Raw genomic sequence first — 22262 nt, forward strand, 5'->3', positions numbered from 1 at the left:
GATGTGACGTGAGCCGAGAGGGGAAATTTAGGCCCTCAAGGGAAATCAGGCATCAATGAAGGGGCACCGGCACAACCGCAATCTTGTACGGATCGAAAATCTTCAACATTTCACCATTGTCGCGTAACCCCTTAAGCAGCTTGCCAAACGCAGCACCGGTGATCGGCGCCGTCGGGCGAAGAATGGCGTAATGGTGATAGACCTGATCGATGCGCTGCGACACCAGCAATTCGTCCCGCACCTTCTCGTTACGCAGCAGGTAATCGAACAGATAGGAACGCGTCACCAAGGCGATATCCGCCCGCGAACGCAGGACCATCAGCAGATTGCTGTCGTGGGAATAGGTCAGCGTAGCGTTGTAATTCTGTGCAAGAAATTTGGGGTCAGCGTTGAAGTTGGCGAACTCGTAGTGATAACCGCTGAACAGCGCCAGGCGCTTGCCGGTGAGGTCGGCAAAATAGTTCTGCTGACGACCGTCTTCGCGTTGCGCGACGAAAATTTCCGCGTCCTCAAGACCCATGTCGACGTCCGTGTGCGGGATATCCTTCCAGCCCCATTCCGGATTCTCGAAAATCGCCATGTCGATCCGGCCCTGCTTGAAGTCACCGAAACGCCGGGGGATCGAGGTCGGCACAAGGACGAACTGATAGTCGCTTTGCAGGCGATTGAGGGCCTCGACCAGTTGCGGCAAGAGGCCGGTGTCGGCACCGTTTTCCGGGCGAATGGTGTAAGGCGGAAAATGCGCCGCGCCGACCCGAACCAATTGCGCTGCCTGAGCGGGCAATACCCAGAATGCAGCCAGCGCTGCGAGCATCAACCCCGCGGCCGTCCGAATTGGCAAAGACTTCAAAACACCCCACTCCCCGAAAAAATACCGATCAATGCATTCAAGCTAGGCGGTTTCGCCCAGTTAGCCAGTTTCCCGGCTGGATAGAAAGTGCTTCAACGTTCTTCGAGGACCAGAATCAACGCCTCGTCGGCCAGTTGATCAAGGCTCAGACTGCCGCCGGCACGGAACCATGTGGTCGTCCATGACAGTGCCCCAGTGAGGAAACGTCGGGTAATAAATACATCGCCACGGATAAATCCGGCGTCCTTGGCCTCACCCAGCACCTGCAGCCAGATGTCTTCGTAAACATCGCGCAGCGCCAGTACTTTGGCCTGCCCCTCTTCGGACAGCGAGCGCCACTCATAAACCAACACCGCCATGGCTTCACCGCTGCCGCCCATGATCGACTGCAGTTCGCAGCGAATCAGCGCCAGCACGCGCTCGCGCACATCTGCAGCGTCGGCCAGCGCCGCGCGCATCAGGGCCGTGTTGTAGCGGATGGTTTCTTCCATCACCGCGCGAAGGATTTCATCCTTGCTTTTGAAGTGATGAAAAATGCTCCCGGACTGGATGCCGACGGCGCCGGCCAGATCGCGCACCGTGGTGCGTTCGTAGCCTTTGTTGCGAAACAGGTGAGCCGCCACTTGCAGCAATTTGCCACGGGCGCTGTCGGGGTCGGTCAACTGGCCTTCGTCGACCAAATCGCGCATGACCCTCAGGGCTTTTTGCTCGTCCACCCGTTCTCTCCTACAGTCGATCAGTCTGTTGCCCCCTGAAACCGCAGGGTTGCGCGCAATTTAAGCCGCCAGCGGCAACCAAGCAAGCGCTTGGGCAGAAGATAGTTTCAACTGTTTACAAACCAAGCGCTTGCTTGGTAGCCTCCAGACACTTCTGTCGCAGGTTGCTGAGTCGGAGATAAAAATGCCCACCACCGTTCGCATCGGATGCGCCAGTGCATTCTGGGGAGATACGTCCACCGCCGCCGCGCAGCTAGTGGAAGGCGGCAAGCTGGACTATCTGGTGTTCGACTACCTCGCCGAGATCACCCTGTCGATCATGGCCGGCGCACGCCTGAAGGACCCGCAGGCGGGCTTCGCCAGTGACTTCATCGAAATCCTCACGCCCCTGCTGCCACAGTTGGCCGAGCAGAACATCCGCGTGATCAGCAATGCCGGCGGAGTCAATCCGCAGGCCTGCGCCAACGCCTTGCAAGCAGCTTGCGACAAGGCCGGCATCAAGCTGAAAATCGCCGTACTGCTCGGCGATGATCTGCAACCGCAATTCAAACACCTCAGCGGCATCAGCGAGATGTTCAGCGGCGCTCCGCTGCCACCGATGTGCGTGTCGACCAACGCCTACCTCGGCGCACCGGGCATCGTCGAAGCGCTACGTCTGGGCGCCGACATCGTCATCACCGGACGCGTGGTCGACAGCGCTGTGGTCAGTGCCGCACTGGTGCACGAATTCGGCTGGTCGTGGCACGACTACGACAAACTCGCGCAAGCCGCGCTGGCCGGGCACATCATCGAATGCGGCGCGCAATGCACCGGCGGCAATTTCACCGATTGGCGCGAGGTGCCGGACTACGAACACATCGGCTTTCCGATCGTGGAAGTCAGCGCCGACGGCCAATTCATCGTCAGCAAGCCTGAAGGCTCCGGCGGACTGATCACGCCGCTGACCGTTGGCGAACAGATGCTGTATGAAATCGGCGATCCACAGGCCTATCTGCTGCCCGACGTGGTCTGCGATTTCACTCAGGTCAAACTTCAGCAGCAAGGCAAAAACGCGGTGCACGTGCACGGCGCCAAAGGCTTGCCGCCCAGCGACAAGTACAAGGTCAGCGCCACTTACCCGGACGGTTTTCGCTGCACCGCCAGTTGCCTGATCGCCGGTATCGATGCGGTGGACAAGGCACGGCGCGTCAGTCAGGCGATCATCGCCAGAACGGCGGAGATGTTCAGCCAGCGTGGCTGGGCGCCCTACAGCGAAACCGATATCGAACTGCTCGGCAGCGAAGCCACCTACGGCCCCCACGGTCAGCGTCACGATAGCCGTGAGGTGGTAATCAAACTCGCCGTGCGTCACCCGAACAAACAGGCATTGATCCTGTTCTCCCGGGAAATTGCCCAGGCCGCGACCGCCATGGCGCCGGGATTGACCGGCATCGTCGGCGGACGGCCAACGGTGTACCCGCTGATCCGTCTGTTCTCGTTCCTGATTGATAAAAGTGCCTGCACCCTGCAAATCGACATGGCCGGTAAAAGCCATCCTTGCGCCCTGCCCTCACTGGTTGCACTCGACAGTGACGATTTGCCGATTGCCCACCAACCAGACAAACCTCAAGGCCGCGCCGATGCCAGCGTGGCGCTGGTGAAACTGGCCGTGGCGCGCTCTGGAGACAAAGGCAATCACAGCAACATCGGCGTGCTGCCGCGCCAACCCGAATACCTGCCGTGGATCGCCGAAGCGCTGACGCCAGCCGTCATCGTCGACTGGATGAGCCACGTCCTCGATCCGATCCACGGCCGGGTCGAACGCTGGTATCTGCCCGGCACCCACAGCCTGAATTTTCTCCTGGAAAACGCGCTCGGCGGTGGCGGCGTGGCCAGTCTGCGCATCGACCCGCAAGGCAAAGCCTTCGCCCAGCAACTGTTGGAAATCCAGATTCCGGTGCCGCAAAGCATCGCCGTACAGCTCGACTAGAGGAGGGTTTGCATGGCTTACGCGTCGATATTCAAGGCCGATCTGTTCAGCGGCCAGACCATCATCGTCACCGGCGGCGGCAGCGGCATCGGCCGTTGCACCGCGCATGAACTGGCAGCGCTCGGCGCGAATGTGCTGCTGGTCGGGCGCAAACCGGAAAAACTGCAAAAAGTCGCCGGCGAAATCGCCGAGGACGGTGGCCGCGCGCACTGGAAGGCTTGCGATATCCGCGATGAAGAAGCGGTGAAACAACTGGTCAAGGAGCTGATCGCCGAGCACGGGCCGATTCACGGTCTGGTCAACAATGCCGGCGGCCAGTACCCGTCGCCCTTGGCTTCGATCAATCAGAAAGGTTTCGAAACCGTGTTGCGCACCAACCTGGTCGGCGGTTTCCTGATGGCGCGGGAAGTGTTCAACCAATCGATGAGCAAACACGGCGGCAGCATCGTCAACATGCTCGCCGACATGTGGGGCGGCATGCCCGGCATGGGCCACTCCGGCGCGGCGCGTTCGGGCATGGACAATTTCACCAAGACTGCCGCGTTTGAATGGGGTTATGCCGGGGTGCGGGTCAACGCGGTGGCGCCGGGCTGGATCGCCTCCAGTGGTATGGACACCTATGAAGGTGCGTTCAAAGCGGTGATTCCAACCTTGCGCGAGCATGTACCGCTCAAACGCATCGGCACCGAGTCGGAAGTCAGCGCAGCGATTGTGTTTCTACTCAGCCCGGCGGCGGCGTTCATCAGCGGCAGCACCTTGAAAATCGACGGTGCGGCCAGCCTTGGCAGCCGTGCATGGCCGCTGCACAAGGCGAATCACAGCGAGTCGTTCAACGGCTTTCACCGGGCCTACCTCCCCGATGTCCTCAAGGACAAGGAGTAAGTCATGTCGCAGATCCAGTCTCAACTCGATCCGCGCAGTGAGGCCTTTGCCCGTAATCGTGCGGCAATGCTCACGGCCATCGAGCAAGTGCAGCAGCTCGAACAGAACCTGTTGAACAGAGCCGCAGAAGCCAAGGCGAAATTCGACAAGCGCGGGCAACTGTTGCCCCGCGAGCGCCTGAATCTATTACTCGATCCCGGTGCCCCCTTCCTCGAACTGGCCAGCCTCGCCGGCTACAAACTGCACGACGACAAGGACGGCAGCTCGGCCGGTGGCGGACTGATCGCCGGCATCGGTTATGTCTGCGGCATCCGCGCGATGGTCGTGGCGAATAACAGCGCGATCAAGGGTGGCACCATCTCGCCGAGCGGCCTGAAAAAATCCCTGCGCCTGCAACAGATCGCTCAGGAAAACAAGCTCCCGGTGATCACCCTCGCCGAAAGCGGCGGCGCCAACCTCAACTACGCCGCCGAGATTTTCGTCGAAGGCGCGCGCAGTTTTGCCAACCAGGCGCGAATGTCCGCCATGGGCTTGCCGCAGATCACCGTGGTGCACGGTTCAGCCACGGCTGGCGGCGCTTATCAGCCGGGGCTGTCGGATTACGTGGTGGTCGTGCGCGGCAAGGCCAAGCTGTTTCTCGCCGGGCCGCCGCTGCTCAAAGCCGCCACCGGCGAAGTCGCCACCGATGAAGAACTCGGTGGCGCCGAGATGCATGCGCAGGTCGCCGGGACCGCCGAATACCTCGCGGAGAACGATGCCGATGGCGTGCGTCAGGTGCGTGACATCCTGCGCATGCTGCCGTGGAATGAACAACTGCCATGGTTGCCGGAGCCGCAGTACAAAGAACCGCTCTACCCCATCGATGAATTGCTCGGACTGATTCCGGACGATCCGAAAAAGCCCTATGACGTGCGCGAAATCATCGCGCGCATTGCCGACGAATCGAACTTCGTCGAGTTCAAAGGCGAGTTCGATCAGCAAACCATCTGCGGCCAATTGAAGATTCAGGGCCGCGCCTGCGGCTTCATCGGCAACAACGGCCCGATCACACCCAACGGTGCAAGCAAGGCTGCACAGTTCATCCAGTTGTGCGATCAGAGCCAGACGCCATTGCTGTTCTTCCACAACACCACCGGCTTCATGGTCGGTACCGAATCGGAACAGCAAGGCGTGATCAAACACGGCTCGAAGCTGATTCAAGCGGTGGCCAATGCGCGCGTGCCTAAACTGACGATGGTCGTCGGCGGTTCCTACGGCGCCGGCAACTACGCGATGTGCGGGCGCGGTCTCGATCCGCGTTTCATCTTCGCCTGGCCGAACAGCCGCACGGCGGTGATGGGCGGCGCACAAGCCGGGAAAGTCTTGCGCATCGTCACCGAAGCCAAACAGCTCAAGGACGGTCTGACGCCAGACCCGAAGATGCTCGACATGCTCGAACAGGTCACCGCGCAGAAACTCGACAGCCAGTCCACCGCGCTCTACGGCAGCGCCAACCTGTGGGATGACGGGCTGATCGATCCGCGCGACACGCGCACCCTGCTCGGCTATTTGCTCGATATCTGCCACGAAGCCGACATTCGCACGTTGCAACCCAACAGCTTCGGCGTCAGCCGGTTCTGACCGCCACGGATTCTACGGAGAACAAGAACAATGATCTTCACCCCGGAACACGAAGCCTTGCGCCGTACCGTCCGCCAGTTCGTCGAGCACGAGATCAATCCGCACGTCGATGAATGGGAAAAGGCTGGCCGCTTTCCCATCCACGAGATTTTCCGCAAGGCCGGCGACCTCGGTTTGCTGGGTATTTCCAAACCGGAAAAATTCGGCGGCATGGGCCTCGACTACAGCTATTCGATTGTCGCCGCCGAAGAGTTCGGCACCATTCATTGCGGCGGCATTCCGATGTCGATCGGCGTGCAGACGGATATGTGCACCCCGGCGCTCGCCCGCTTCGGCTCCGATGAACTGCGGGAAGAGTTCCTGCGTCCGGCGATCACCGGCGAACAGGTCGGTTGCATCGGCGTCTCCGAAGTTGGCGCCGGATCTGATGTCGCCGGGCTGAAAACCACCGCGCGCAAGGACGGCGACGACTATGTGATCAACGGCAGCAAGATGTGGATTACCAACTCGCCGAGCGCTGACTTCATCTGCCTGCTGGCCAACACTTCGGACGACAAACCGCACATCAACAAGTCGCTGATCATGGTGCCGATGAACACACCGGGGATCAGTCTCAGTTCCCATCTGGACAAGCTCGGCATGCGCAGTTCGGAAACCGCCCAGGTGTTTTTCGACAATGTGCGCGTGCCACAGCGCAACCGCATCGGTCATGAAGGCGCCGGGTTCATGATGCAGATGCTGCAGTTTCAGGAAGAACGTCTGTTCGGCGCAGCGAACATGATCAAAGGCCTGGAATACTGCGTCGACAGCACCATCGAATATTGCAAAGAGCGCAAGACCTTCGGCAATGCGCTGATCGACAACCAGGTGATCCACTTTCGCCTCGCCGAATTGCAGACCGAAATCGAATGCCTGCGCGCGCTGGTCTATCAGGCCACCGAGCAGTACGTGAAAGGCCAGGACGTCACGCGCCTGGCGTCGATGGCCAAGCTCAAGGCCGGACGCCTCGGCCGCGAAGTCAGCGACAGTTGCCTGCAATATTGGGGCGGCATGGGCTTCATGTGGGACAACCCGGTGGCCCGCGCCTATCGCGATGTGCGGCTGGTGTCGATTGGCGGCGGCGCCGACGAAATCATGCTGGGGATCATCTGCAAACTGATGGGCATCCTGCCCGGGAAAAAGAAATGAGCAGCCTGCCGGATTGCCAGACGCTGCTGCTGGAGCTGCATGGCGGTGTGCTGCACATCACCCTCAATCGGCCGGACAGCCGTAATGCGATGAGCCTGCAGATGGTGGCTGAATTGCGCTCGATGCTGGCGGCTGTGCGGGATGACCATGCTGTCCGGGCCTTGGTACTCAGCGGTGCTGGCGGGCATTTCTGTGCCGGTGGCGATATCAAGGACATGGCCAGTGCACGCGCTCAGGGCTCTGATGCTTATCGTGATCTGAATCGTGCTTTCGGCGCCTTGCTGGAAGAGGCGCAACACACGCCGCAAGTATTGATCACGGTGCTGCAAGGCGCGGTGCTCGGCGGTGGTTTCGGTCTGGCGTGTGTCAGTGATATCGCGATTGCCGATCATCAGGCGCAATTTGGTCTGCCGGAAACCAGCCTCGGCTTGCTGCCGGCGCAGATCGCACCGTTTGTGGTGCAGCGCATCGGCCTGACCGAAACCCGTCGGTTGGCGCTAACGGCAGCGCGTTTTGACGGGCATCAGGCACGGCGTCTGGGGCTGGTGCACTTTGTCGAACAGGATCCGCAGGCGCTGGCCGAGCGGCTGGATGAGGTACTGCAACATGTGTTGTGTTGCGCGCCGGAGGCGAATGCGATGACCAAGAAATTGCTGTTGGCGAGTGCCGGCCAGCCTTCGAGTGAATTGCTTGATGAGGCGGCGCAGTGGTTTAGCGAAGCGGTGACTGGCGACGAAGGTGTGGAGGGAACCATGGCATTCATGCAGAAACGCAAACCTCGATGGGCCAGCTAAAAGCTTCGCGAGCAGGCTCGCTCCCACAGGTTTTGTGAACGACGCAAACCCCTTGTGGGAGCGAGCCTGCTCGCGAAGAGGCCAGCCAATCCACCGCCAAATATTCAGGAAGATCACCATGCCCGCCATCCACAAAATCCTGATCGCCAACCGCGGTGAAATCGCCTGCCGCATCCAGCGTACCGCCCAGGCTTTGGGCTATCGCACCGTCGCCGTCTTCAGCGACGCCGACGCCGATGCCCTGCACGTGAAAATGGCCGATCAAGCCGTACACATCGGCCCCGCGCCCGTGCAGCAGTCCTACCTGAACATCTCGGCCATAGTGGACGCCGCCCGCCGCAGCGGCGCCGACGCAATCCACCCAGGCTACGGGTTTCTCTCGGAAAACGCCGAATTCGCTCGCGCCTGCGAGCAAGCCGGGCTGATCTTCATCGGCCCCAGCGTCGCAGCCATCGAGCTGATGGGCAGCAAACGCCAGTCAAAAATCGCCATGCTCGAAGCCGGCGTGCCGTGCATCGCCGGTTATCAGGGTGCTGAACAAGATAACGCAACGTTACTGCGCGAGGCCGAACGCATCGGTTATCCACTGATGATCAAAGCCAGCGCCGGCGGCGGTGGACGCGGCATGCGTCTGGTGCTCGACGCCGCTGATCTGCCGGCGCAACTGCGCACCGCACGCTCCGAAGCTTTGAACGGTTTCGGCAGCGACGAATTGATTCTCGAACAAGCGTTGCTCGAACCACGGCACGTCGAAGTACAACTGTTCGGCGATCAACACGGCAACCTGATCTACCTGGGCGAACGCGACTGTTCGATCCAGCGTCGCCACCAGAAAGTCATCGAAGAGGCACCTTGCCCGGTGATGACCGCCGAACTGCGCCAGGCCATGGGTGAAGCGGCGCTCAAGGCTGGCCGCTCGGTGAATTACGTCGGTGCCGGCACGGTGGAGTTCTTGCTCGATGCGCGCGGACAGTTCTACTTTCTGGAGATGAACACGCGTTTGCAAGTGGAACACCCGGTGACTGAATTGATCACCGGGCTGGATCTGGTGGCGTGGCAAATATTGGTTGCCGAAGGTCAGCCATTGCCGCTGACTCAGGATCAGGTCCAGCTCAACGGGCATGCAATCGAAGTGCGACTCTATGCCGAAGATCCAGCACAGGATTTTCTGCCGCAAACCGGCCGCATAGAAGCCTGGGCGCCAGCGCTTCGACACGGCGCGCGAATCGATCATGGCTTGCTGGAAGGGCAATCGATCAGCCCGTTTTACGACCCGATTCTCGGCAAAATGATCGCTTTCGGCGCCACTCGCGAAGAGGCCCGGCGCAAACTGTTGCGCGCAGTACAGGACACGGTTTTATTGGGCATGCAAAGCAATCAGCGCCTGCTCGTCAGCCTGTTGCAACATCCGCAATTCATCAGCGGTGAATTCAGTACCGCCTTCATTGCGCAGCATTTCAGCGATCATCCGAGCCTGCACCGTTACTCGCCGAGTGTCGAAGACCTGGCGATCGCCGCAGTGCTGTTCTATCAAACCAGCGCCCTCAGCCATCACGCGCCGCTTTCCGGCTGGCGCAACAACGCCAGTGTGCCGCTGCATTATCGTCTTGGCCGCGACGAACAGAACTGGACACTGCAACTGCTCGCCGAGCCGCAAGGTGCGTTCAAGGTGCAGGTCGGCGAACGCACGCTGGCATTGAAACTCATCGACCACGACGCACATTCAGTGACGCTGGAAGTCGACGGTCTGCGCCAGCGCCAGGCCTTTCGCCAGAATGGCCAGCAGCTCTGGCTGTTCACCCTCCCCGGAAGCCTGCGCCTGGAGGATCGAACTCACGCCGTGATCGACAGTCAGACCAGCGTCAGCTCCGGCACCCTGAAAGCGCCGATGGACGGTGCCATCGTCGACGTACTGGTCAGCGAAGGCAGCCCGGTCAGCAAAGGTCAGTTGCTGGTGGTGCTGGAGGCAATGAAAATGGAGCACCCGCTCAAGGCCGGCATCGACGGCGTGCTCAAGCGGGTGCAGGTCAAGGTCGGCGATCAGGTAAAAAATCGTCAGGTTCTGTTGCAGGTCGAGTAGTCGCCCACACGCGGATGCGGGTTTTGACTACGCTCTGAGTTATCAGAACGCGGAAATCAGGAACCCTGCGATGCCCCACTGGCTGGTCATAGATCTGGAAGCCACCACCGATGAGGGTGGCTGGCCGGTCACCGAAATGGAAATTATCGAGATCGGCGCCACTTTGGTCGATCGCGCCGGGCGCGAGCAGGATCACTTCCAGCGCTTCGTCAAACCGACGCGGCGGCCATTGCTGACACCTTTTTGTCGTGAGCTCACGCACATCACTCAGGCCAATATCGACACGGCGCAGCCGTTGACCGAAGTCTGGCCGGCGTTCGAACGCTGGCTGGCCCAGCATCAATCACGTCTCGAAGGCTGGGCCAGTTGGGGTGATTACGACCGCAAGCAGTTGTTGCAGGAGTGGCAGCGTCTGCAAATCGACAGCGGCTTGAGCAAAGTGCCGCACATGAACCTCAAACAACGCTTCGCCAAGGCTCGGCGCCTCGAACGGCCGCTGGGCCTTAACGGCGCACTGCAATTGGCCGGCATGCAGTTCAGCGGTCAACAGCATCGAGCGCTGGAGGATGCACGCAACACCGCGCGATTGTTGCCACTGGTATTGCCACTCTGATTGCCACTCTGGGTTCAATTCGAGAACTCACTGGACAGACGCCGGGCAGGTGACGGCGTTGAACGCCTTGTGCATACTGGCCGCCTCCATTTTTCAGCCCTTTGCGAGGAATCGCCCATGTTTAAAGTCAACGAGTACTTCGACGGCACCGTCAAGTCGATCGCCTTTGGCACCGCTGAAGGTCCGGCGACCATCGGCGTCATGGCGCCGGGCGAATACGAATTCGGCACTGCTCAGCGTGAAATCATGCACGTCGTGTCTGGTGCACTGACCGTCAAACTGCCCGACAGCAGCGACTGGGAAACCTTCGCCGCTGGCAGCCAGTTCAACGTTCCGGCCAACAGCAAGTTCCAGCTGAAAGTGGCGGTCGACACCGCTTACCTGTGCGAATACCGCGGCTAACCCCAAGGCTCGCAGCGAAAAAGAAGTACTGCACCCATAAAAATGCCCGTGTCCAAAGACACGGGCATTTTCGTTTCATTGGCGGATTACTCGAGAATCTCCACCGGCATGCCGACTTCGAGTCGACCATTGCTGTCATTCACCAGGTTCTGGCCGAACATCGCGCCATCGGCTTCGGCGCGATATTTCTGCAGGGTTGCCAGCGGTTCACGATCGGCACTGCGTTCGCCGGTTTGCGGGTCGATGGTGGTGAGAATGCAGCGCGAGCATGGCTTGACCACGCGAAACTCGACGTCGCCAATGCGAATCCGCTTCCAGCCGTCCTCGGCGAATGCCTCGCTGCCCTCGATCACCAGGTTCGGCCGAAAACGCAACATTTCCAGCGGGCGTCCAACCTTTTGCGAGAGATCCTGCAAAGAGGCTTCGCCGATCAACAGCAGAGGAAATCCGTCGGCGAACGCGACCTGATCATCTTCGTAGCCATAGCCAGCTTGCGTGGTGCGAGCGCGATCCAGCGGCACCTGCACCAGACGGGTCGGTTTTCCAATGAAATCGCTGACCCACCGGGCAGCCTCATCACCGGCATCCGGCACGCGCAAGGTGTCACGCCAGATCGTCACGCCGCGCAGTTCAGCGTCGTTGCCCGGCAAGGCGATGTCGATGGAAGACTGCTGCGGCGCACTGAGGGTCAGACCGCCCTGCACATTCCACAGGGCCGACAACTGGCTCATCTTCGCTTCGGCGCGCTGGGTCAGGAAGCGGCCGCTGGCTTCGTCCACGAGCATCCAGCGTCGGTCGCCATCAAGGCCCAGCTTGTCGAGGTCGACGTGTTGCAGCACATCGACTTTGCCGGATTTCAACGGGTAACGATAAAGCGCGCTCAGACGCAGCATGGCCAGCTCCCTGGAGGATAAAAACGCCACCCTATACGAGCTTGATCAGGAATCAAAGAGCAATAACTGTAGGAGTGAGCCTGCTCGCGATAGCGGTGTGTCAGGTAATGATTCGGGGCTGACACACCGCTATCGCGAGCAGGCTCACTCCTACAGTGGGTGTGTGATCAGGCTGGAACTTCGTCGAGCATCAGACGCTGGCGAACCACGTCGACCAGTTTGTCCGGCTGGAACTTGGAGAGGAAGTTGTCGCAACCGACCTTCTTCACCATCGAATCGTTGAAGCTGCCGGACAACGAGGTATGCAGCACCACGTACAGGCCACGCAGTCGCGGGTCGTTGCGAATTTCGGTAGTCAGACGATAGCCGTCCATTTCCGGCATTTCCGCATCGGTGAAAATCATCAGCAGCTTGTCGGTCATGTTGACGCCGGTATCGGCCCAGGCCTTGAGCATGTTCAGCGCCTTCAGACCATCGCTGGCAATGTGCATTTTCACGCCGAGCTGGCCGAGCGTGTCACGCAATTGCGAGAGCGCGACGTTGGAGTCGTCCACCAACAGCACTTCACGGCCACGGGCGCGTTCCAGCACCGGGTCTTCGAGTTTTTCCCGCGAGACCTTGGCGTTGTACGGGACGATTTCGGCGAGGACTTTTTCGACGTCGATGATTTCCACCAGTTGATCATCGACTTTGCTGATCGCGGTCAGATAATGCTGGCGCCCGGCGCTGGTCGGCGGCGGCAGAATGGCTTCCCAGTTCATGTTGACGATGCGGTCTACACCGCCGACGAGGAAAGCCTGCACCGAGCGGTTGTACTCGGTGACGATGATCGTGCTGTTCGGCCCCGGCACCAATGGACGCATGCCGATCGCTTGCGACAGATCGATCACCGGCAAGGTCTGACCGCGCAGATTGACCACCCCGCAGACAAACGGGTGACGCTGCGGCATCAAGGTCAGCTTCGGCAGTTGCAGCACTTCCTGAACCTTGAACACGTTGATCGCGAACAACTGACGCCCGGCCAGTCGAAACATGAGAATTTCCAGGCGATTCTCACCCACCAGTTGCGTGCGTTGGTCTACCGTGTCGAGAATGCCGGCCATCAATGACTCCTGGGCTTGTTCTGATGAATTTCACTATGTGAGGTTATCGGCGGCAAATGGCGGTTCTTGATTGCCATGCCAGACCCGCGCAAAAATGCCATGATCGGGCATTGATGTCACATTAACATCATGGTTTACTGGCGCAGTGATTTTCATCTGCTACATTCTCTGCGGCGCGACCTCGGTTTGCACGGTAGGTTCCCGTGTCTAAGGGATTCCCCTAGTAACAATCAGGCCCAACCTGATATTCGCAATATCCAATAGCCATTAATGTGACGCCATTCTCATTGCATGAACGGAGTCAGGCTATTGTGTGCGATCGCAGTTCAGTGGAAACACCCCCTCTGGAACCCCTCAGCCTGTGCACCTGCACGTCTGGGCGCGATCTCCCGACGATTCATGATCGTCGCCACACACGGCATTCCCTCATCAGACATGACGTGGTGGAGATAAGCATGCCAATGGACCGCAAAGAGTGGGTACAACGCTTCCCCGAATTCCTTGTCGAGGCCGAACAACTCCTGGCCAAGTCCGAAGAATGCCTCAGCCATCTGCAACTGATCAGCAATGACAAGGACGCCATCGAGTGCATACTCAGTACCCTCCTCAAACTCGCACGCCGCGCTGAAGCCTTGGCGCTGGAGGCGATTTCCGAGTTTTCCCTGCACATTTACAGCCTGCTCAATCTGAACCAGGATCACGTCGACCTGCACGAACAAGCGCTGCAAGCGTTGCAGGACTGCTTCACGCTGATGGCCTGGCAGTTGGAACTGGTCGATCAGCAGACCGGGCAACTGAGCCTTGATGAAAGCGAACAGACATCGCTGATCGAAGCATTCGCCTTCCAGGTCGGACAAAGCCAGTTGCAGCCACCATTGACGGGCAAACGTTTGCCTCAACTGCCCTACTCGGGCCAAGCCTGAACTGCCCCTAGTACTCCGCGCAGGCACATTGAACTCAAACGTTGATGTCGTAATTGGATAGTTCATACCTGTCAGCGACAAACCGAATTAAATAATCAGCTTTGACAGACACGAATGTTTTCTGCCGGCCTCAGGGTTTGCCTGTGTGTAAACAAGCACACTTTCAGGCAACACCAACATCTCCCGCACACAATAAATCGGCTTTTTCCATTATGGAACTTGCGTCCAATATCGCCTATTTCCTGACTCAATGGACATATATAGCAAACGCGACCAACGGTATCTTAAGTGGTATTATGCCGGGCACTAATTGCTTTCAAATTAATGGCACAGTGACTTCAGAGAGCGATATTCGCTGAAGTAGGCGATCAATACGTTCACTGAACCGCGTTGAAATCAATAACATAATTCACAGCATTTTCAGACAGAGACCCGCCAGCCTCCGGCCGGTCTGCCCGCAGCGAACATCCATTGGCTCCATCCGTTATGTACGCCAGCCTCAAGTCAATCACTACATGGCCACCCTCCCGGGAAAATGCACGCCGGTTCACACTCATACTGTGTATCGCGGCAACGCTTGGCAGCCTGCTGACCTACAGTCTTTCGACTCCACTTTGCCTTGGATTGCTATTGCTCGACATTGCGGCTACCGCGTGTGTCTGGGTGCAATATCGCCTGTCGCGCAAATCGATCAAGTTTCAGCCGCAGGAGCTCGCCGACCGTCTGCTGGAAGTCCAGGAAAACGAACGCCATCGCCTCAGCCGTGAACTGCACGACGATATCGGCCAGTTGCTGACGGCCGCCAAACTGCAGAGCGAGTGGCTCAAACGACGCATGCCGGCTGACTTGCAGGAACAATGCACGGCGTTGTGCGACACCCTGGAAGAAACCCTTAACAAAGTGCGCGACGTTTCGGCCATTCTCAATCCACGTCAATTGACCAGCCTGGGACTTGAAGCCAGTCTGCGTGCGCATCTGCTCAAGACCTTGACCAACAGCAACGTGCACTGGAGCCTTGATTGCCAGCAGCGTCTTAACGGTATTCCAGAAGAAATGGCCGTGGCCGCTTTTCGCATCACCCAGGAGGCTGTTACCAATATCCTGCGTCACGCACAGGCGAAAAACCTGGTGATACGCGTGCAACGTCTGCCAAAAGGCCTGACCTTGCTGATCAGCGATGACGGCCTGGGATTCGCCCCGGCTGTCAATCCGGGTCGTGAAGGACAACGAGGCATGGCCGGGATGGCCGAACGAATCGAACAACTGGGTGGCACCCTGAACGTCATCAGCGAACCGGGCAAAGGCACTCAAATCGAAGCACTCTTCCCCTGGGCGCCTCGCGCACTCGAGCGGGCCAGTACGAATAAGGTTATGCGTTGACTTGCAACTTACTTCTGGTGGATGACCACTCGCTGATCAGGGCCGGCGTGCGCGCTCTGGTGCTGGATATTCCCGGTTACGCGGTGATTGGCGAGGCCAATGACGGTTCGCAACTGCTCGAAATGGTCGAGCAATTGAGTCCCGACATCGTCTTGCTGGATATCTCCATGAAAGAAACCGGTGGCCTGGAAGCCTTGCAACGGCTCAAGCGGGTGCGCCCGCAGAGCAAGGTGCTGATCCTGTCGATGCATACCGATCCAGCGTTGATCATGCAGGCTCTGGAGTCCGGCGCCCATGGTTACCTGCTCAAGGACACGACGGCCACCGAACTCGAACATGCGCTGGAAGCCTTGCGCAACAACGAGCGCTATTTGAGCCCGGCCATCGCCCATACCGTGATCAATCAGGCCCTGACGCGCAACCAGAAGCAGCAGCCGGAAATCGCCGACTCGCACAATCTGACCGCCCGCCAACTGGAAATCCTGCGCTTGATCGTGCGCGGGAAATCCACCCGGGAAATCGCCAATGGCCTGGGGCTGAGCATCAAGACGGTCGAGACCCACCGCTCTCAGATCATGAAGCGCCTGCAAATCTACGACGTTGCAGGCCTGGTGCTGTTCGCCGTGCGCGAACAGATCATCAGCCTGGACGACTGACCGATCCGGCGCCGCCCAACAATGGAGAATGCTCCGGTAAATGCACACGTAACGCCGCCGGACGCACTTCAAATCGCATGCTGTCGCCTTCCAGCGGTTCGCCATCAAGATTGATGCAGAGCCCCTCGGCGACCTTGATTTCGACCCATGGCAAGCGGGTTCGTACAAACATGTTGTCGATCCCGAAACCATCACTGAGCAGCGTCTTCAACGTGCCAACCAGCTCCTGCGGTGCCGGCAGGATGCTGATATCCAGCAAACCGTCATCGGCCAGCGCCTCTGGACACAAAACGTGCCCGCCGCCGGCCTGACGGCCATTGCCGATGCCCAGCGCCAGCAACTCGCCACGCCAGTGAAAGTCCGGCCCCTGAAGTTCGCCGTAAGCGGCATGCAGCTCACTGAACCGTGACAAACCGGTGAACAGATAAGCGGCACCACCCAGCACCTTTTTCAGGTCCTCGGAGGTATTGGCCGTGACCTGGCTACCGAAACCGCCAGTGGCCATGTTGAGGAAAATCTGCCCGCCCACTTCACCCAGATCGATATTGCGCGGCGGTACATCAAGTAGCTCGAGTGCCTCGGCGGGCTCCAGTGGCACACCGGCTGCGCGAGAAAAATCGTTGGCGGTGCCCAAAGGTAAAAGCACCAGGCTGGCTTTACCCGGATGCGCCGCGAGCGCTTCGGCAATGTCGCGCAACGTCCCATCACCACCGCCGGCAATGATCTTTGTGTAGCCGTCCGCCAATGCCTGTTCGACCCAACGCTGAGCATCCCCTGCCTCCCAGGTCAGGCGTACGGCCAGTTCCCAGCCCTGTTTACGCTTGTCCTCGACGGCGGTGCGAACCGCCTCGTTGAGAGCCTGCTTGCCATGCAGAATCAACAGCGCTCGGCGTTCAGTCATTACGTCACTCCACAAATCGAATCGGTTGAAACATCTTGACCGCTGCCGCACACAAAAAAGCCGTGGAAATCACAATTAATTCAGCCTTCCGGCCCGGACGTCCTACACAGCGGTATTTTTTCTTACAAAACATGCGGAATCGGCTTAATTGACCCGGTCCGAGCATTGAGTCACCGTGTTCTGGCGGTATCAATCTTCAATCCAATACACAAGGACGTGCATGTAATGAGCGGATACACCCCCAGTGCTCTTGTCAGTTCGGGAGCTGGAACAGGTAGCAAACGAACATTCGAAACAACCGGTGGATGCTTCCATGCCAAGTCATGAAGCAAGAATGCCAGTGAGCCCGGTCGGCCCTCTCGTCGAAAGTCGCGCGAATCACAAGTCCGAATTCAAAAACAGCGCCAGAGCTACTGGAGAAGTTGATATGGAACCTCGTGTAACCGAGCTGGAAACCCATCTCAAATATCTACGACGGGACATGGACGAAGTTCGCAGTGATGTCAGAACGATCAAACACCGGCTTGCCTACTCGGCAGGCGCGACAGCAGTAGTTCTGGGACTGCTGGGTTGGGTGGCGAACAGCCGATTCGACCAGCTTGTGACATTGATCAGCAACTGACGAATGAGTCATTGCAGGCGCCGCCAGAGTCAACCGACGCCTGCATTTGCGAGACTGCGATCAGTCCAGCAGGTCACTCAGCGGAATGAAGGCAACTTCGTCTCCCTCGCTCAATGTGCGGCCTTCCAGCACTTCGACCAATCCATCTGCCCACGCAGCGCTACGCAGTACGCCTGAGCTCTGGTTGCGGTAAACAGTCGCCCGTCCTTGCTCCAGACGACCACGCAGATATTCGCGCCGATTGCCTGCCACCGGCCAGACAAAACCAGCCGGGACAGTGAACTTCAGCGGCTCGACGTCCCGCACACCCTGGCGGCGTAACAGGTAAGGCCGAGTGAGCAGCGCGAAGGTCACCAATGTTGACGCCGGATTGCCGGGCAAACCAATGACCGGCACGCCGCGGAAATGCCCAAACGTCAACGGCTTTCCGGGCTTGATCGCCAGCTTCCAGAGGGCCAGCTCACCCTCTTCGCGCAAGGCAATACCCAGAAAATCCGCCTCACCCACCGAGACGCCACCCGTGGAAAGAATCAGATCAACATCCTGCAACTCACCCAGACGGGCACGGGTAGTGGCCAGATCATCCGGGAGAATGCCGGCGTCGACTACCTCACAGCCCAGACGTTGCAACCAACTGCACAGCAACACCCGATTGCTGTTGTATATCTGACCCGGCCCCAGTGCCTGGCCTGGTTCGACCAACTCATCGCCGGTGGAAATCACCGCGACTCTCACCTTGCGCACCACCTTCAGTCCGGCGCAGCCCAACGATGCAGCCAATCCCTGCTCAATCGGACCCAATCGAGTGCCGGCAGGCAGAATCAGCTCACCGACGGTAGTTTCCTGGCCTTGCGGGCGGATGTTCTGCCCGGCTTTCATCGGTTCCAGGAAACGCACCATTGCGTCGGCTTGAACCTCAGCGTTTTCCTGCATTTCTACACAGTCAGCACCCGCCGGCACCGGAGCCCCGGTGAAAATCCGCGCACAAGTGCCGGGCTTCAGCGGTTCGGGGGATTGCCCGGCAAACACTTTCTGACTGACCGGCACCGGTTGGCCATTCCAGTCGGCCAGATTCAACGCATAACCGTCCATGGCGCTGTTAGGCCAGGGTGGCAGATCCAGCGCCGAAATCAGGTCCTCGCTCAGCACCCGCCCCTGAACCTGTGCCAGCGGCAAATACTCATGCTCGACAATTGCCGACGTTTCAGCCATTTCGAGCAGACGCGCCAGCGCCACCTCGACCGGCATCAGCGCCCCCGTTTTGCCCGGCTTACCCACGGGATTCACAAGGCGCCGCCTGTTTCAGATGGGTGACGAAATTGCACGGGCGGTGCCGAGCGTCCAGTTGCTCACCAAGGATGCCGTCCCAGCCAGTGCGTACGGCATTGGTCGAACCCGGCAAACAGCAAACCAGCGTGCCATTGGCCAGGCCGGCCAATGCACGGGACTGCACCGTCGAAGTGCCGATATCGGCTACCGAAATCTGCCGGAACAACTCACCAAACCCGTCGACCTGTTTGTCGAGCAGACAGGCGACCGCTTCGGGTGTGCTATCACGGCCAGTGAATCCGGTGCCGCCAGTGATCAGCACTACCTGCACGACATCGTCGGCAATCCAGTTGGCGACTTGCGCGCGAATTTTGTAGAGGTCATCTTTGAGCAAGACCCGCTCTGCCAGATGGTGGCCCGCCGCCGTCAAGCGGTCGACAAAGACCTGACCTGAGGTGTCGGTTTCCAGAGTTCGGGTGTCACTGACTGTCAGCACCGCAATATTGAGCGGCACGAAAGGTACATCAGCCTTGGCTTTCATAGGCTCGTCCAGTTGTAGGAGAAACAGCCCGGTGTTATATCACAGCGCCTCATTTTTTCGCCGCCCCTCTGGAGAGCTGCCATGCCCCTGAATATGCAATTGCCACCCTGCTCCATTCTGCTCCTGGCAGGCGGACGCGGCCAACGCATGGGCGGTCAGGACAAAGGCTTGGTGGAGTGGCTGGGTGAGCCGTTGATTGCACATTTGCAGCGCAAGGTTCGTGCAATGACTGACGACCTGATCATTTCGTGCAACCGCAATCGCGAGCGTTACGCGCCATTCGCCGATCAATTGGTCGTCGATGACGAGGGCGATTTCCCAGGGCCATTGGCCGGCATTCGCGCCGGCCTGAAAGCGGCGCGCCACACGCACCTGTTGGTCCTGCCCTGTGATGTCCCGCGAATTGACGCAGCACTGCTGCAAAGCATGCGTGAGACCGCCAATCTGAATCCTGAAAAACCTTTAATGTTGCGCCATGACGAGCACTGGGAACCGTTGCTGTGTGTAATTCCGGTGGCTCTTTTATCGGCCTTCGAAGACGCCTGGAACGCCGGTGAACGCAGCCCCGGCCGGGTCATGCGCGGTCTCGGTGCCACTGCCCTGCAATGCCCGGACAACGACCCGCGACTGGCCAACCTCAACACCCCCGAACTGTTAAATTCCCACAACACTGTGTCAGACTGACACTATTCAAGGAACTCTCACGCCTTGTATACGTCTCAAGCTCAGTAACCAAAAGAATTTCCATTCGGAGACACACCATGACTCAACGGACCCTCGCCACTTTCATGCTCGCACTGGGCCTTGCCACCCTCGCCGGTTGCTCCTCGCCTACAGTGATCACCTTGAATGACGGTCGCGAAATCCAGGCCGTCGACACCCCGAAATACGATGATGATTCGGGCTTCTACGAGTTCAAACAGCTGGACGGCAAAGAAACCCGCATCAACAAGGATCAGGTTCGTACCGTTAAAGAGCTGTAAGCTCTGGTTCGACACCGGATACAGAAAGCCCGCATTGATTGCGGGCTTTTTTATGGGCGCTCGAAAAGTGAAGTCGGTATCACCACTGCAGCGTAATCCGGCTCTCGAATTCGCGTTCTTCACCGGTCAACGGGTCGATAAACCGCAAACCTTGCGCCAACAACTTCAGCGGATTGGCGTAATCGTCCTCGACGTCTTTCAACACCTGCGGATAAAACGGATCGTTGCAGATGCTCGCGCCCAGCGCAGTCATGTGGACGCGCAGTTGATGTTTCTTGCCGGTCACCGGAAACAATCCATAGCGCCACAGATCGCCATGTTTTTCCCGAACCTCCACCGCCGTTTCGGTATTGCTCGCACCTTCGCCTTCCTGCATGCGGAAAAACGGTTCGCCATCCACCAGACGGCTTTTGTGCACCAAGGGAAAACTCAGATCCGGCAGCGCTGGGGCGATGGCTTCATAGCGTTTGTCGATCTGCCGCGTAGGGAATAGCGACTGATAAGCCGAACGGGTTTGCGGATTGGCCGAGAAAATGACCAGTCCCGCCGTATGCCGGTCGATGCGGTGCAGCGGCACCAGGTGAGGATTGTCCAGACGTCGGATCAAACGCCGCAGTAACGTTTGTTCGACGTACTCACCGGCTGGTGTCACTGGCAGAAAATGTGGTTTGTCAGCCACCACCAGATGCTCGTCCGCATACAGGATCGACTCGACCACCGGGATCGGCTTTTCGTCCGGCACTTCGCGAAAATAATGAATCCGCAGACCTTCCTTGTAAGGCAAGTCCACCGGGATTGGCTGACCTTGGCCATCCAGCACGCGTCCCCGAGCGATGCGGTCCAGCCATTGCTCGCGATCAATAGCGCTGAAATGCTCGCACAGACAATCGAGTACGGTCAGCCATTTACCGGGTGGCAGATAAAGCGTGCTCGCCTGATTCTGCGCAGCAGAGAATGTAGATGTGGACATACGGAAATCAAACCCTCAATACAGGGCGGCATTATCCAGCACTGAGGGAAGTGAACCTAGCATTGAATGCTCAGGCCGGGATCGTTTTGAGCGCTGCAGCTTCAGTGAATTCCTTGAGCCAGCGCAGCACATCGACCGCCTCCCAGCGGCCCGGGTCATACAAGGCGTAGAGCAAACCCTGATAACCGACCACATCCAGTTGCTTGTGATAACCGGCACGCTGAAACAAGGCCTCGATCTCGGCAAAACAGGTGTTGAAATGCAATTTGTTGAAGGGCGTCTTGCCTTCCGTGACCAACCCGTCCAGGCGCAATTCGAGAACCGCCTCGCGCACCACGTCAACCGACATCCGGTTCACGCTGTTCTTCAACTGTTCGACATTGACCACGGTTCATCCCTCTGACGCATTTACTGTATACACATACAGTAACCGAACAGTCCGCAAAATGCCAAGGAATGGATGGCAGCGGCGACCGGCGGGATAAACGAAAAAATGCTGATTAACGCAGAAACGCGACGATGTCATCGGAGCCGAATGGCCACCCCAATTCTGCCCCTGTGTCGACACGACGCAACACCGGAATCCGCAGGCTATAAGCTTCAAACCAGGATTCATCTTCAGCGATATCGACCAGTTCGACCAGCAAACCGCGCTCGACAAACTCCATCAGCACGGCCTCGGCGACTTCACACAAATGGCATCCAAGGGTGCCGAACAGCTGACATTCAGGAGGCATGATTGCTCAACCAGAAAATGAGTGGGCCTATTCTAGGCCGCAGCTGAAAACCCGTCGAGCCACCGCCGCCCAAAGGCTCCAGTCCCCTCGACGAAGATTCACAGGCAAAACCCTGACGCAAATCAGTCCGCAGAAAAACCATTTACGCGATCCTCCCGGTCTTTTTGCCT

24 protein-coding genes are annotated in these 22262 nt (G+C 58.7%); 14 read left to right on the forward strand and 10 right to left on the reverse strand.

Annotated features, from left to right (window positions below):
* Positions 1 to 52: 52 nt before the first annotated feature.
* Positions 53 to 850: a substrate-binding periplasmic protein gene (locus CCX46_RS21080; protein ID WP_127929206.1), complete on the reverse strand. Its 798-nt coding sequence runs from the start codon at positions 848 to 850 to the stop codon at positions 53 to 55.
* A gap of 92 nt (positions 851 to 942) precedes the next feature.
* On the reverse strand, positions 943 to 1566 hold the full coding sequence (locus tag CCX46_RS21085; RefSeq protein WP_122597091.1) for a TetR/AcrR family transcriptional regulator: 624 nt from the start codon (positions 1564 to 1566) through the stop codon (positions 943 to 945).
* A gap of 184 nt (positions 1567 to 1750) precedes the next feature.
* Here CCX46_RS21085 and CCX46_RS21090 point away from each other — a divergent pair, with 184 nt between their 5' ends.
* The 8 genes from CCX46_RS21090 to ppnP all read left to right on the forward strand — a co-directional run bounded on the left by CCX46_RS21090 (position 1751) and on the right by ppnP (position 11114).
* Complete coding sequence (locus CCX46_RS21090; RefSeq protein ID WP_127929207.1) at positions 1751 to 3535, forward strand: acyclic terpene utilization AtuA family protein; 1785 nt, start codon at positions 1751 to 1753, stop codon at positions 3533 to 3535.
* A 12-nt stretch (positions 3536 to 3547) separates the two neighbouring features.
* Complete coding sequence (locus tag CCX46_RS21095) at positions 3548 to 4417, forward strand: SDR family oxidoreductase (protein ID WP_127929208.1); 870 nt, start codon at positions 3548 to 3550, stop codon at positions 4415 to 4417.
* Between the two features lie 3 nt (positions 4418 to 4420).
* On the forward strand, positions 4421 to 6037 hold the full coding sequence (locus CCX46_RS21100) for an acyl-CoA carboxylase subunit beta (protein ID WP_127929209.1): 1617 nt from the start codon (positions 4421 to 4423) through the stop codon (positions 6035 to 6037).
* A gap of 30 nt (positions 6038 to 6067) precedes the next feature.
* Positions 6068 to 7225 (forward strand): citronellyl-CoA dehydrogenase, encoded by a 1158-nt coding sequence (gene atuD / locus CCX46_RS21105; RefSeq protein WP_007908685.1) that lies wholly within the window; start codon positions 6068 to 6070, stop codon positions 7223 to 7225.
* On the forward strand, positions 7222 to 8019 hold the full coding sequence (locus tag CCX46_RS21110; RefSeq protein ID WP_127929210.1) for an enoyl-CoA hydratase/isomerase family protein: 798 nt from the start codon (positions 7222 to 7224) through the stop codon (positions 8017 to 8019). Before atuD ends, CCX46_RS21110 begins: the two co-directional genes overlap by 4 nt.
* Positions 8020 to 8137: 118 nt before the next feature.
* Complete coding sequence (locus tag CCX46_RS21115; RefSeq protein WP_127929211.1) at positions 8138 to 10099, forward strand: acetyl-CoA carboxylase biotin carboxylase subunit; 1962 nt, start codon at positions 8138 to 8140, stop codon at positions 10097 to 10099.
* Positions 10100 to 10169: 70 nt separating this feature from the next.
* Positions 10170 to 10712: an exonuclease domain-containing protein gene (locus CCX46_RS21120; RefSeq protein ID WP_127929212.1), complete on the forward strand. Its 543-nt coding sequence runs from the start codon at positions 10170 to 10172 to the stop codon at positions 10710 to 10712.
* Between the two features lie 117 nt (positions 10713 to 10829).
* Complete coding sequence (gene ppnP, locus CCX46_RS21125; RefSeq protein ID WP_003226701.1) at positions 10830 to 11114, forward strand: pyrimidine/purine nucleoside phosphorylase; 285 nt, start codon at positions 10830 to 10832, stop codon at positions 11112 to 11114.
* Between the two features lie 86 nt (positions 11115 to 11200).
* On the opposite strand, the gene CCX46_RS21130 is transcribed toward ppnP, so the two are convergent.
* Entirely contained in the window at positions 11201 to 12007 is an 807-nt protein-coding gene (locus CCX46_RS21130) for an MOSC domain-containing protein (protein WP_127929213.1), read from the reverse strand.
* Positions 12008 to 12174: 167 nt separating this feature from the next.
* On the reverse strand, positions 12175 to 13110 hold the full coding sequence (locus CCX46_RS21135) for a chemotaxis protein CheV (RefSeq protein WP_007908676.1): 936 nt from the start codon (positions 13108 to 13110) through the stop codon (positions 12175 to 12177).
* Between the two features lie 455 nt (positions 13111 to 13565).
* Between CCX46_RS21135 and CCX46_RS21140 the strand changes: the two genes are divergently transcribed.
* From CCX46_RS21140 to CCX46_RS21150, 3 genes are all read left to right on the forward strand, one after another.
* On the forward strand, positions 13566 to 14033 hold the full coding sequence (locus CCX46_RS21140) for a hypothetical protein (protein WP_127929214.1): 468 nt from the start codon (positions 13566 to 13568) through the stop codon (positions 14031 to 14033).
* Positions 14034 to 14519: 486 nt separating this feature from the next.
* The gene (locus CCX46_RS21145) at positions 14520 to 15413 is read left to right on the forward strand and encodes a sensor histidine kinase (protein ID WP_127930432.1); all 894 of its coding nucleotides are present in this window, start codon (positions 14520 to 14522) and stop codon (positions 15411 to 15413) included.
* A complete protein-coding gene (locus tag CCX46_RS21150) occupies positions 15410 to 16069 on the forward strand; it encodes a response regulator (RefSeq protein ID WP_034155212.1) in 660 nt (219 codons plus the stop codon). Before CCX46_RS21145 ends, CCX46_RS21150 begins: the two co-directional genes overlap by 4 nt.
* On the opposite strand, the gene yegS is transcribed toward CCX46_RS21150, so the two are convergent.
* A complete protein-coding gene (yegS, locus tag CCX46_RS21155) occupies positions 16053 to 16970 on the reverse strand; it encodes a lipid kinase YegS (RefSeq protein ID WP_127929215.1) in 918 nt (305 codons plus the stop codon). The genes CCX46_RS21150 and yegS overlap by 17 nt on opposite strands.
* A 313-nt stretch (positions 16971 to 17283) precedes the next feature.
* Here yegS and CCX46_RS30740 point away from each other — a divergent pair, with 313 nt between their 5' ends.
* Positions 17284 to 17592 (forward strand): hypothetical protein, encoded by a 309-nt coding sequence (locus tag CCX46_RS30740; RefSeq protein ID WP_174245074.1) that lies wholly within the window; start codon positions 17284 to 17286, stop codon positions 17590 to 17592.
* 60 nt (positions 17593 to 17652) lie between these two features.
* Here CCX46_RS30740 and CCX46_RS21165 read toward each other — a convergent pair whose 3' ends face one another.
* Together CCX46_RS21165 and moaB are read right to left on the reverse strand one after the other, a co-directional pair.
* Complete coding sequence (locus CCX46_RS21165; RefSeq protein ID WP_127929216.1) at positions 17653 to 18879, reverse strand: molybdopterin molybdotransferase MoeA; 1227 nt, start codon at positions 18877 to 18879, stop codon at positions 17653 to 17655.
* Positions 18863 to 19402 carry a molybdenum cofactor biosynthesis protein B gene (gene moaB / locus CCX46_RS21170; RefSeq protein ID WP_064120226.1) on the reverse strand — a complete coding sequence of 180 codons (540 nt, stop codon included), beginning with the start codon at positions 19400 to 19402 and terminating at the stop codon, positions 18863 to 18865. Before moaB ends, CCX46_RS21165 begins: the two co-directional genes overlap by 17 nt.
* Before the next feature lie 81 nt (positions 19403 to 19483).
* On the opposite strand from moaB, the gene mobA reads away from it, so the two are divergent.
* Together mobA and CCX46_RS21180 are read left to right on the forward strand one after the other, a co-directional pair.
* Positions 19484 to 20086, forward strand: a complete 603-nt coding sequence (gene mobA / locus CCX46_RS21175) for a molybdenum cofactor guanylyltransferase MobA (protein ID WP_127929217.1) — start codon at positions 19484 to 19486, stop codon at positions 20084 to 20086.
* Positions 20087 to 20163: 77 nt separating this feature from the next.
* Positions 20164 to 20385, forward strand: a complete 222-nt coding sequence (locus tag CCX46_RS21180; RefSeq protein WP_007908660.1) for a YgdI/YgdR family lipoprotein — start codon at positions 20164 to 20166, stop codon at positions 20383 to 20385.
* Between the two features lie 79 nt (positions 20386 to 20464).
* On the opposite strand, the gene CCX46_RS21185 is transcribed toward CCX46_RS21180, so the two are convergent.
* The 3 genes from CCX46_RS21185 to CCX46_RS21195 form a co-directional block, all read right to left on the reverse strand.
* Positions 20465 to 21355, reverse strand: coding sequence for a pseudouridine synthase (locus CCX46_RS21185; RefSeq protein WP_127929218.1), 891 nt, complete (start codon positions 21353 to 21355; stop codon positions 20465 to 20467).
* A gap of 70 nt (positions 21356 to 21425) precedes the next feature.
* The gene (locus CCX46_RS21190; RefSeq protein ID WP_123466484.1) at positions 21426 to 21743 is read right to left on the reverse strand and encodes a transcriptional regulator; all 318 of its coding nucleotides are present in this window, start codon (positions 21741 to 21743) and stop codon (positions 21426 to 21428) included.
* A gap of 112 nt (positions 21744 to 21855) precedes the next feature.
* A complete protein-coding gene (locus tag CCX46_RS21195; RefSeq protein ID WP_127929219.1) occupies positions 21856 to 22092 on the reverse strand; it encodes a glutaredoxin family protein in 237 nt (78 codons plus the stop codon).
* Positions 22093 to 22262: the final 170 nt, after the last annotated feature.

Origin of the sequence: Pseudomonas sp. RU47, from assembly GCF_004011755.1 — a bacterium.
Classification (GTDB): Bacteria; Pseudomonadota; Gammaproteobacteria; order Pseudomonadales; family Pseudomonadaceae; genus Aquipseudomonas.

Bases quoted from the DNA above. Each gene is read 5' to 3' on its own strand.
- CCX46_RS21140 (WP_127929214.1), top strand. From the start codon at position 13,566: ATGCCAATGGACCGCAAAGAGTGGGTACAACGCTTCCCCGAATTCCTT.
- CCX46_RS21100 (WP_127929209.1), top strand. From the start codon at position 4,421: ATGTCGCAGATCCAGTCTCAACTCGATCCGCGCAGTGAGGCCTTTGCC.
- CCX46_RS21185 (WP_127929218.1), bottom strand. From the start codon at position 21,355: ATGTCCACATCTACATTCTCTGCTGCGCAGAATCAGGCGAGCACGCTT.
- CCX46_RS21145 (WP_127930432.1), top strand. From the start codon at position 14,520: ATGTACGCCAGCCTCAAGTCAATCACTACATGGCCACCCTCCCGGGAA.
- CCX46_RS21130 (WP_127929213.1), bottom strand. From the start codon at position 12,007: ATGCTGCGTCTGAGCGCGCTTTATCGTTACCCGTTGAAATCCGGCAAA.
- CCX46_RS21195 (WP_127929219.1), bottom strand. From the start codon at position 22,092: ATGCCTCCTGAATGTCAGCTGTTCGGCACCCTTGGATGCCATTTGTGT.
- CCX46_RS30740 (WP_174245074.1), top strand. From the start codon at position 17,284: ATGCCAAGTCATGAAGCAAGAATGCCAGTGAGCCCGGTCGGCCCTCTC.
- CCX46_RS21120 (WP_127929212.1), top strand. From the start codon at position 10,170: ATGCCCCACTGGCTGGTCATAGATCTGGAAGCCACCACCGATGAGGGT.
- CCX46_RS21090 (WP_127929207.1), top strand. From the start codon at position 1,751: ATGCCCACCACCGTTCGCATCGGATGCGCCAGTGCATTCTGGGGAGAT.
- CCX46_RS21095 (WP_127929208.1), top strand. From the start codon at position 3,548: ATGGCTTACGCGTCGATATTCAAGGCCGATCTGTTCAGCGGCCAGACC.
- CCX46_RS21110 (WP_127929210.1), top strand. From the start codon at position 7,222: ATGAGCAGCCTGCCGGATTGCCAGACGCTGCTGCTGGAGCTGCATGGC.
- CCX46_RS21180 (WP_007908660.1), top strand. From the start codon at position 20,164: ATGACTCAACGGACCCTCGCCACTTTCATGCTCGCACTGGGCCTTGCC.
- CCX46_RS21115 (WP_127929211.1), top strand. From the start codon at position 8,138: ATGCCCGCCATCCACAAAATCCTGATCGCCAACCGCGGTGAAATCGCC.
- atuD (WP_007908685.1), top strand. From the start codon at position 6,068: ATGATCTTCACCCCGGAACACGAAGCCTTGCGCCGTACCGTCCGCCAG.
- ppnP (WP_003226701.1), top strand. From the start codon at position 10,830: ATGTTTAAAGTCAACGAGTACTTCGACGGCACCGTCAAGTCGATCGCC.
- moaB (WP_064120226.1), bottom strand. From the start codon at position 19,402: ATGAAAGCCAAGGCTGATGTACCTTTCGTGCCGCTCAATATTGCGGTG.
- yegS (WP_127929215.1), bottom strand. From the start codon at position 16,970: ATGACTGAACGCCGAGCGCTGTTGATTCTGCATGGCAAGCAGGCTCTC.
- mobA (WP_127929217.1), top strand. From the start codon at position 19,484: ATGCCCCTGAATATGCAATTGCCACCCTGCTCCATTCTGCTCCTGGCA.
- CCX46_RS21135 (WP_007908676.1), bottom strand. From the start codon at position 13,110: ATGGCCGGCATTCTCGACACGGTAGACCAACGCACGCAACTGGTGGGT.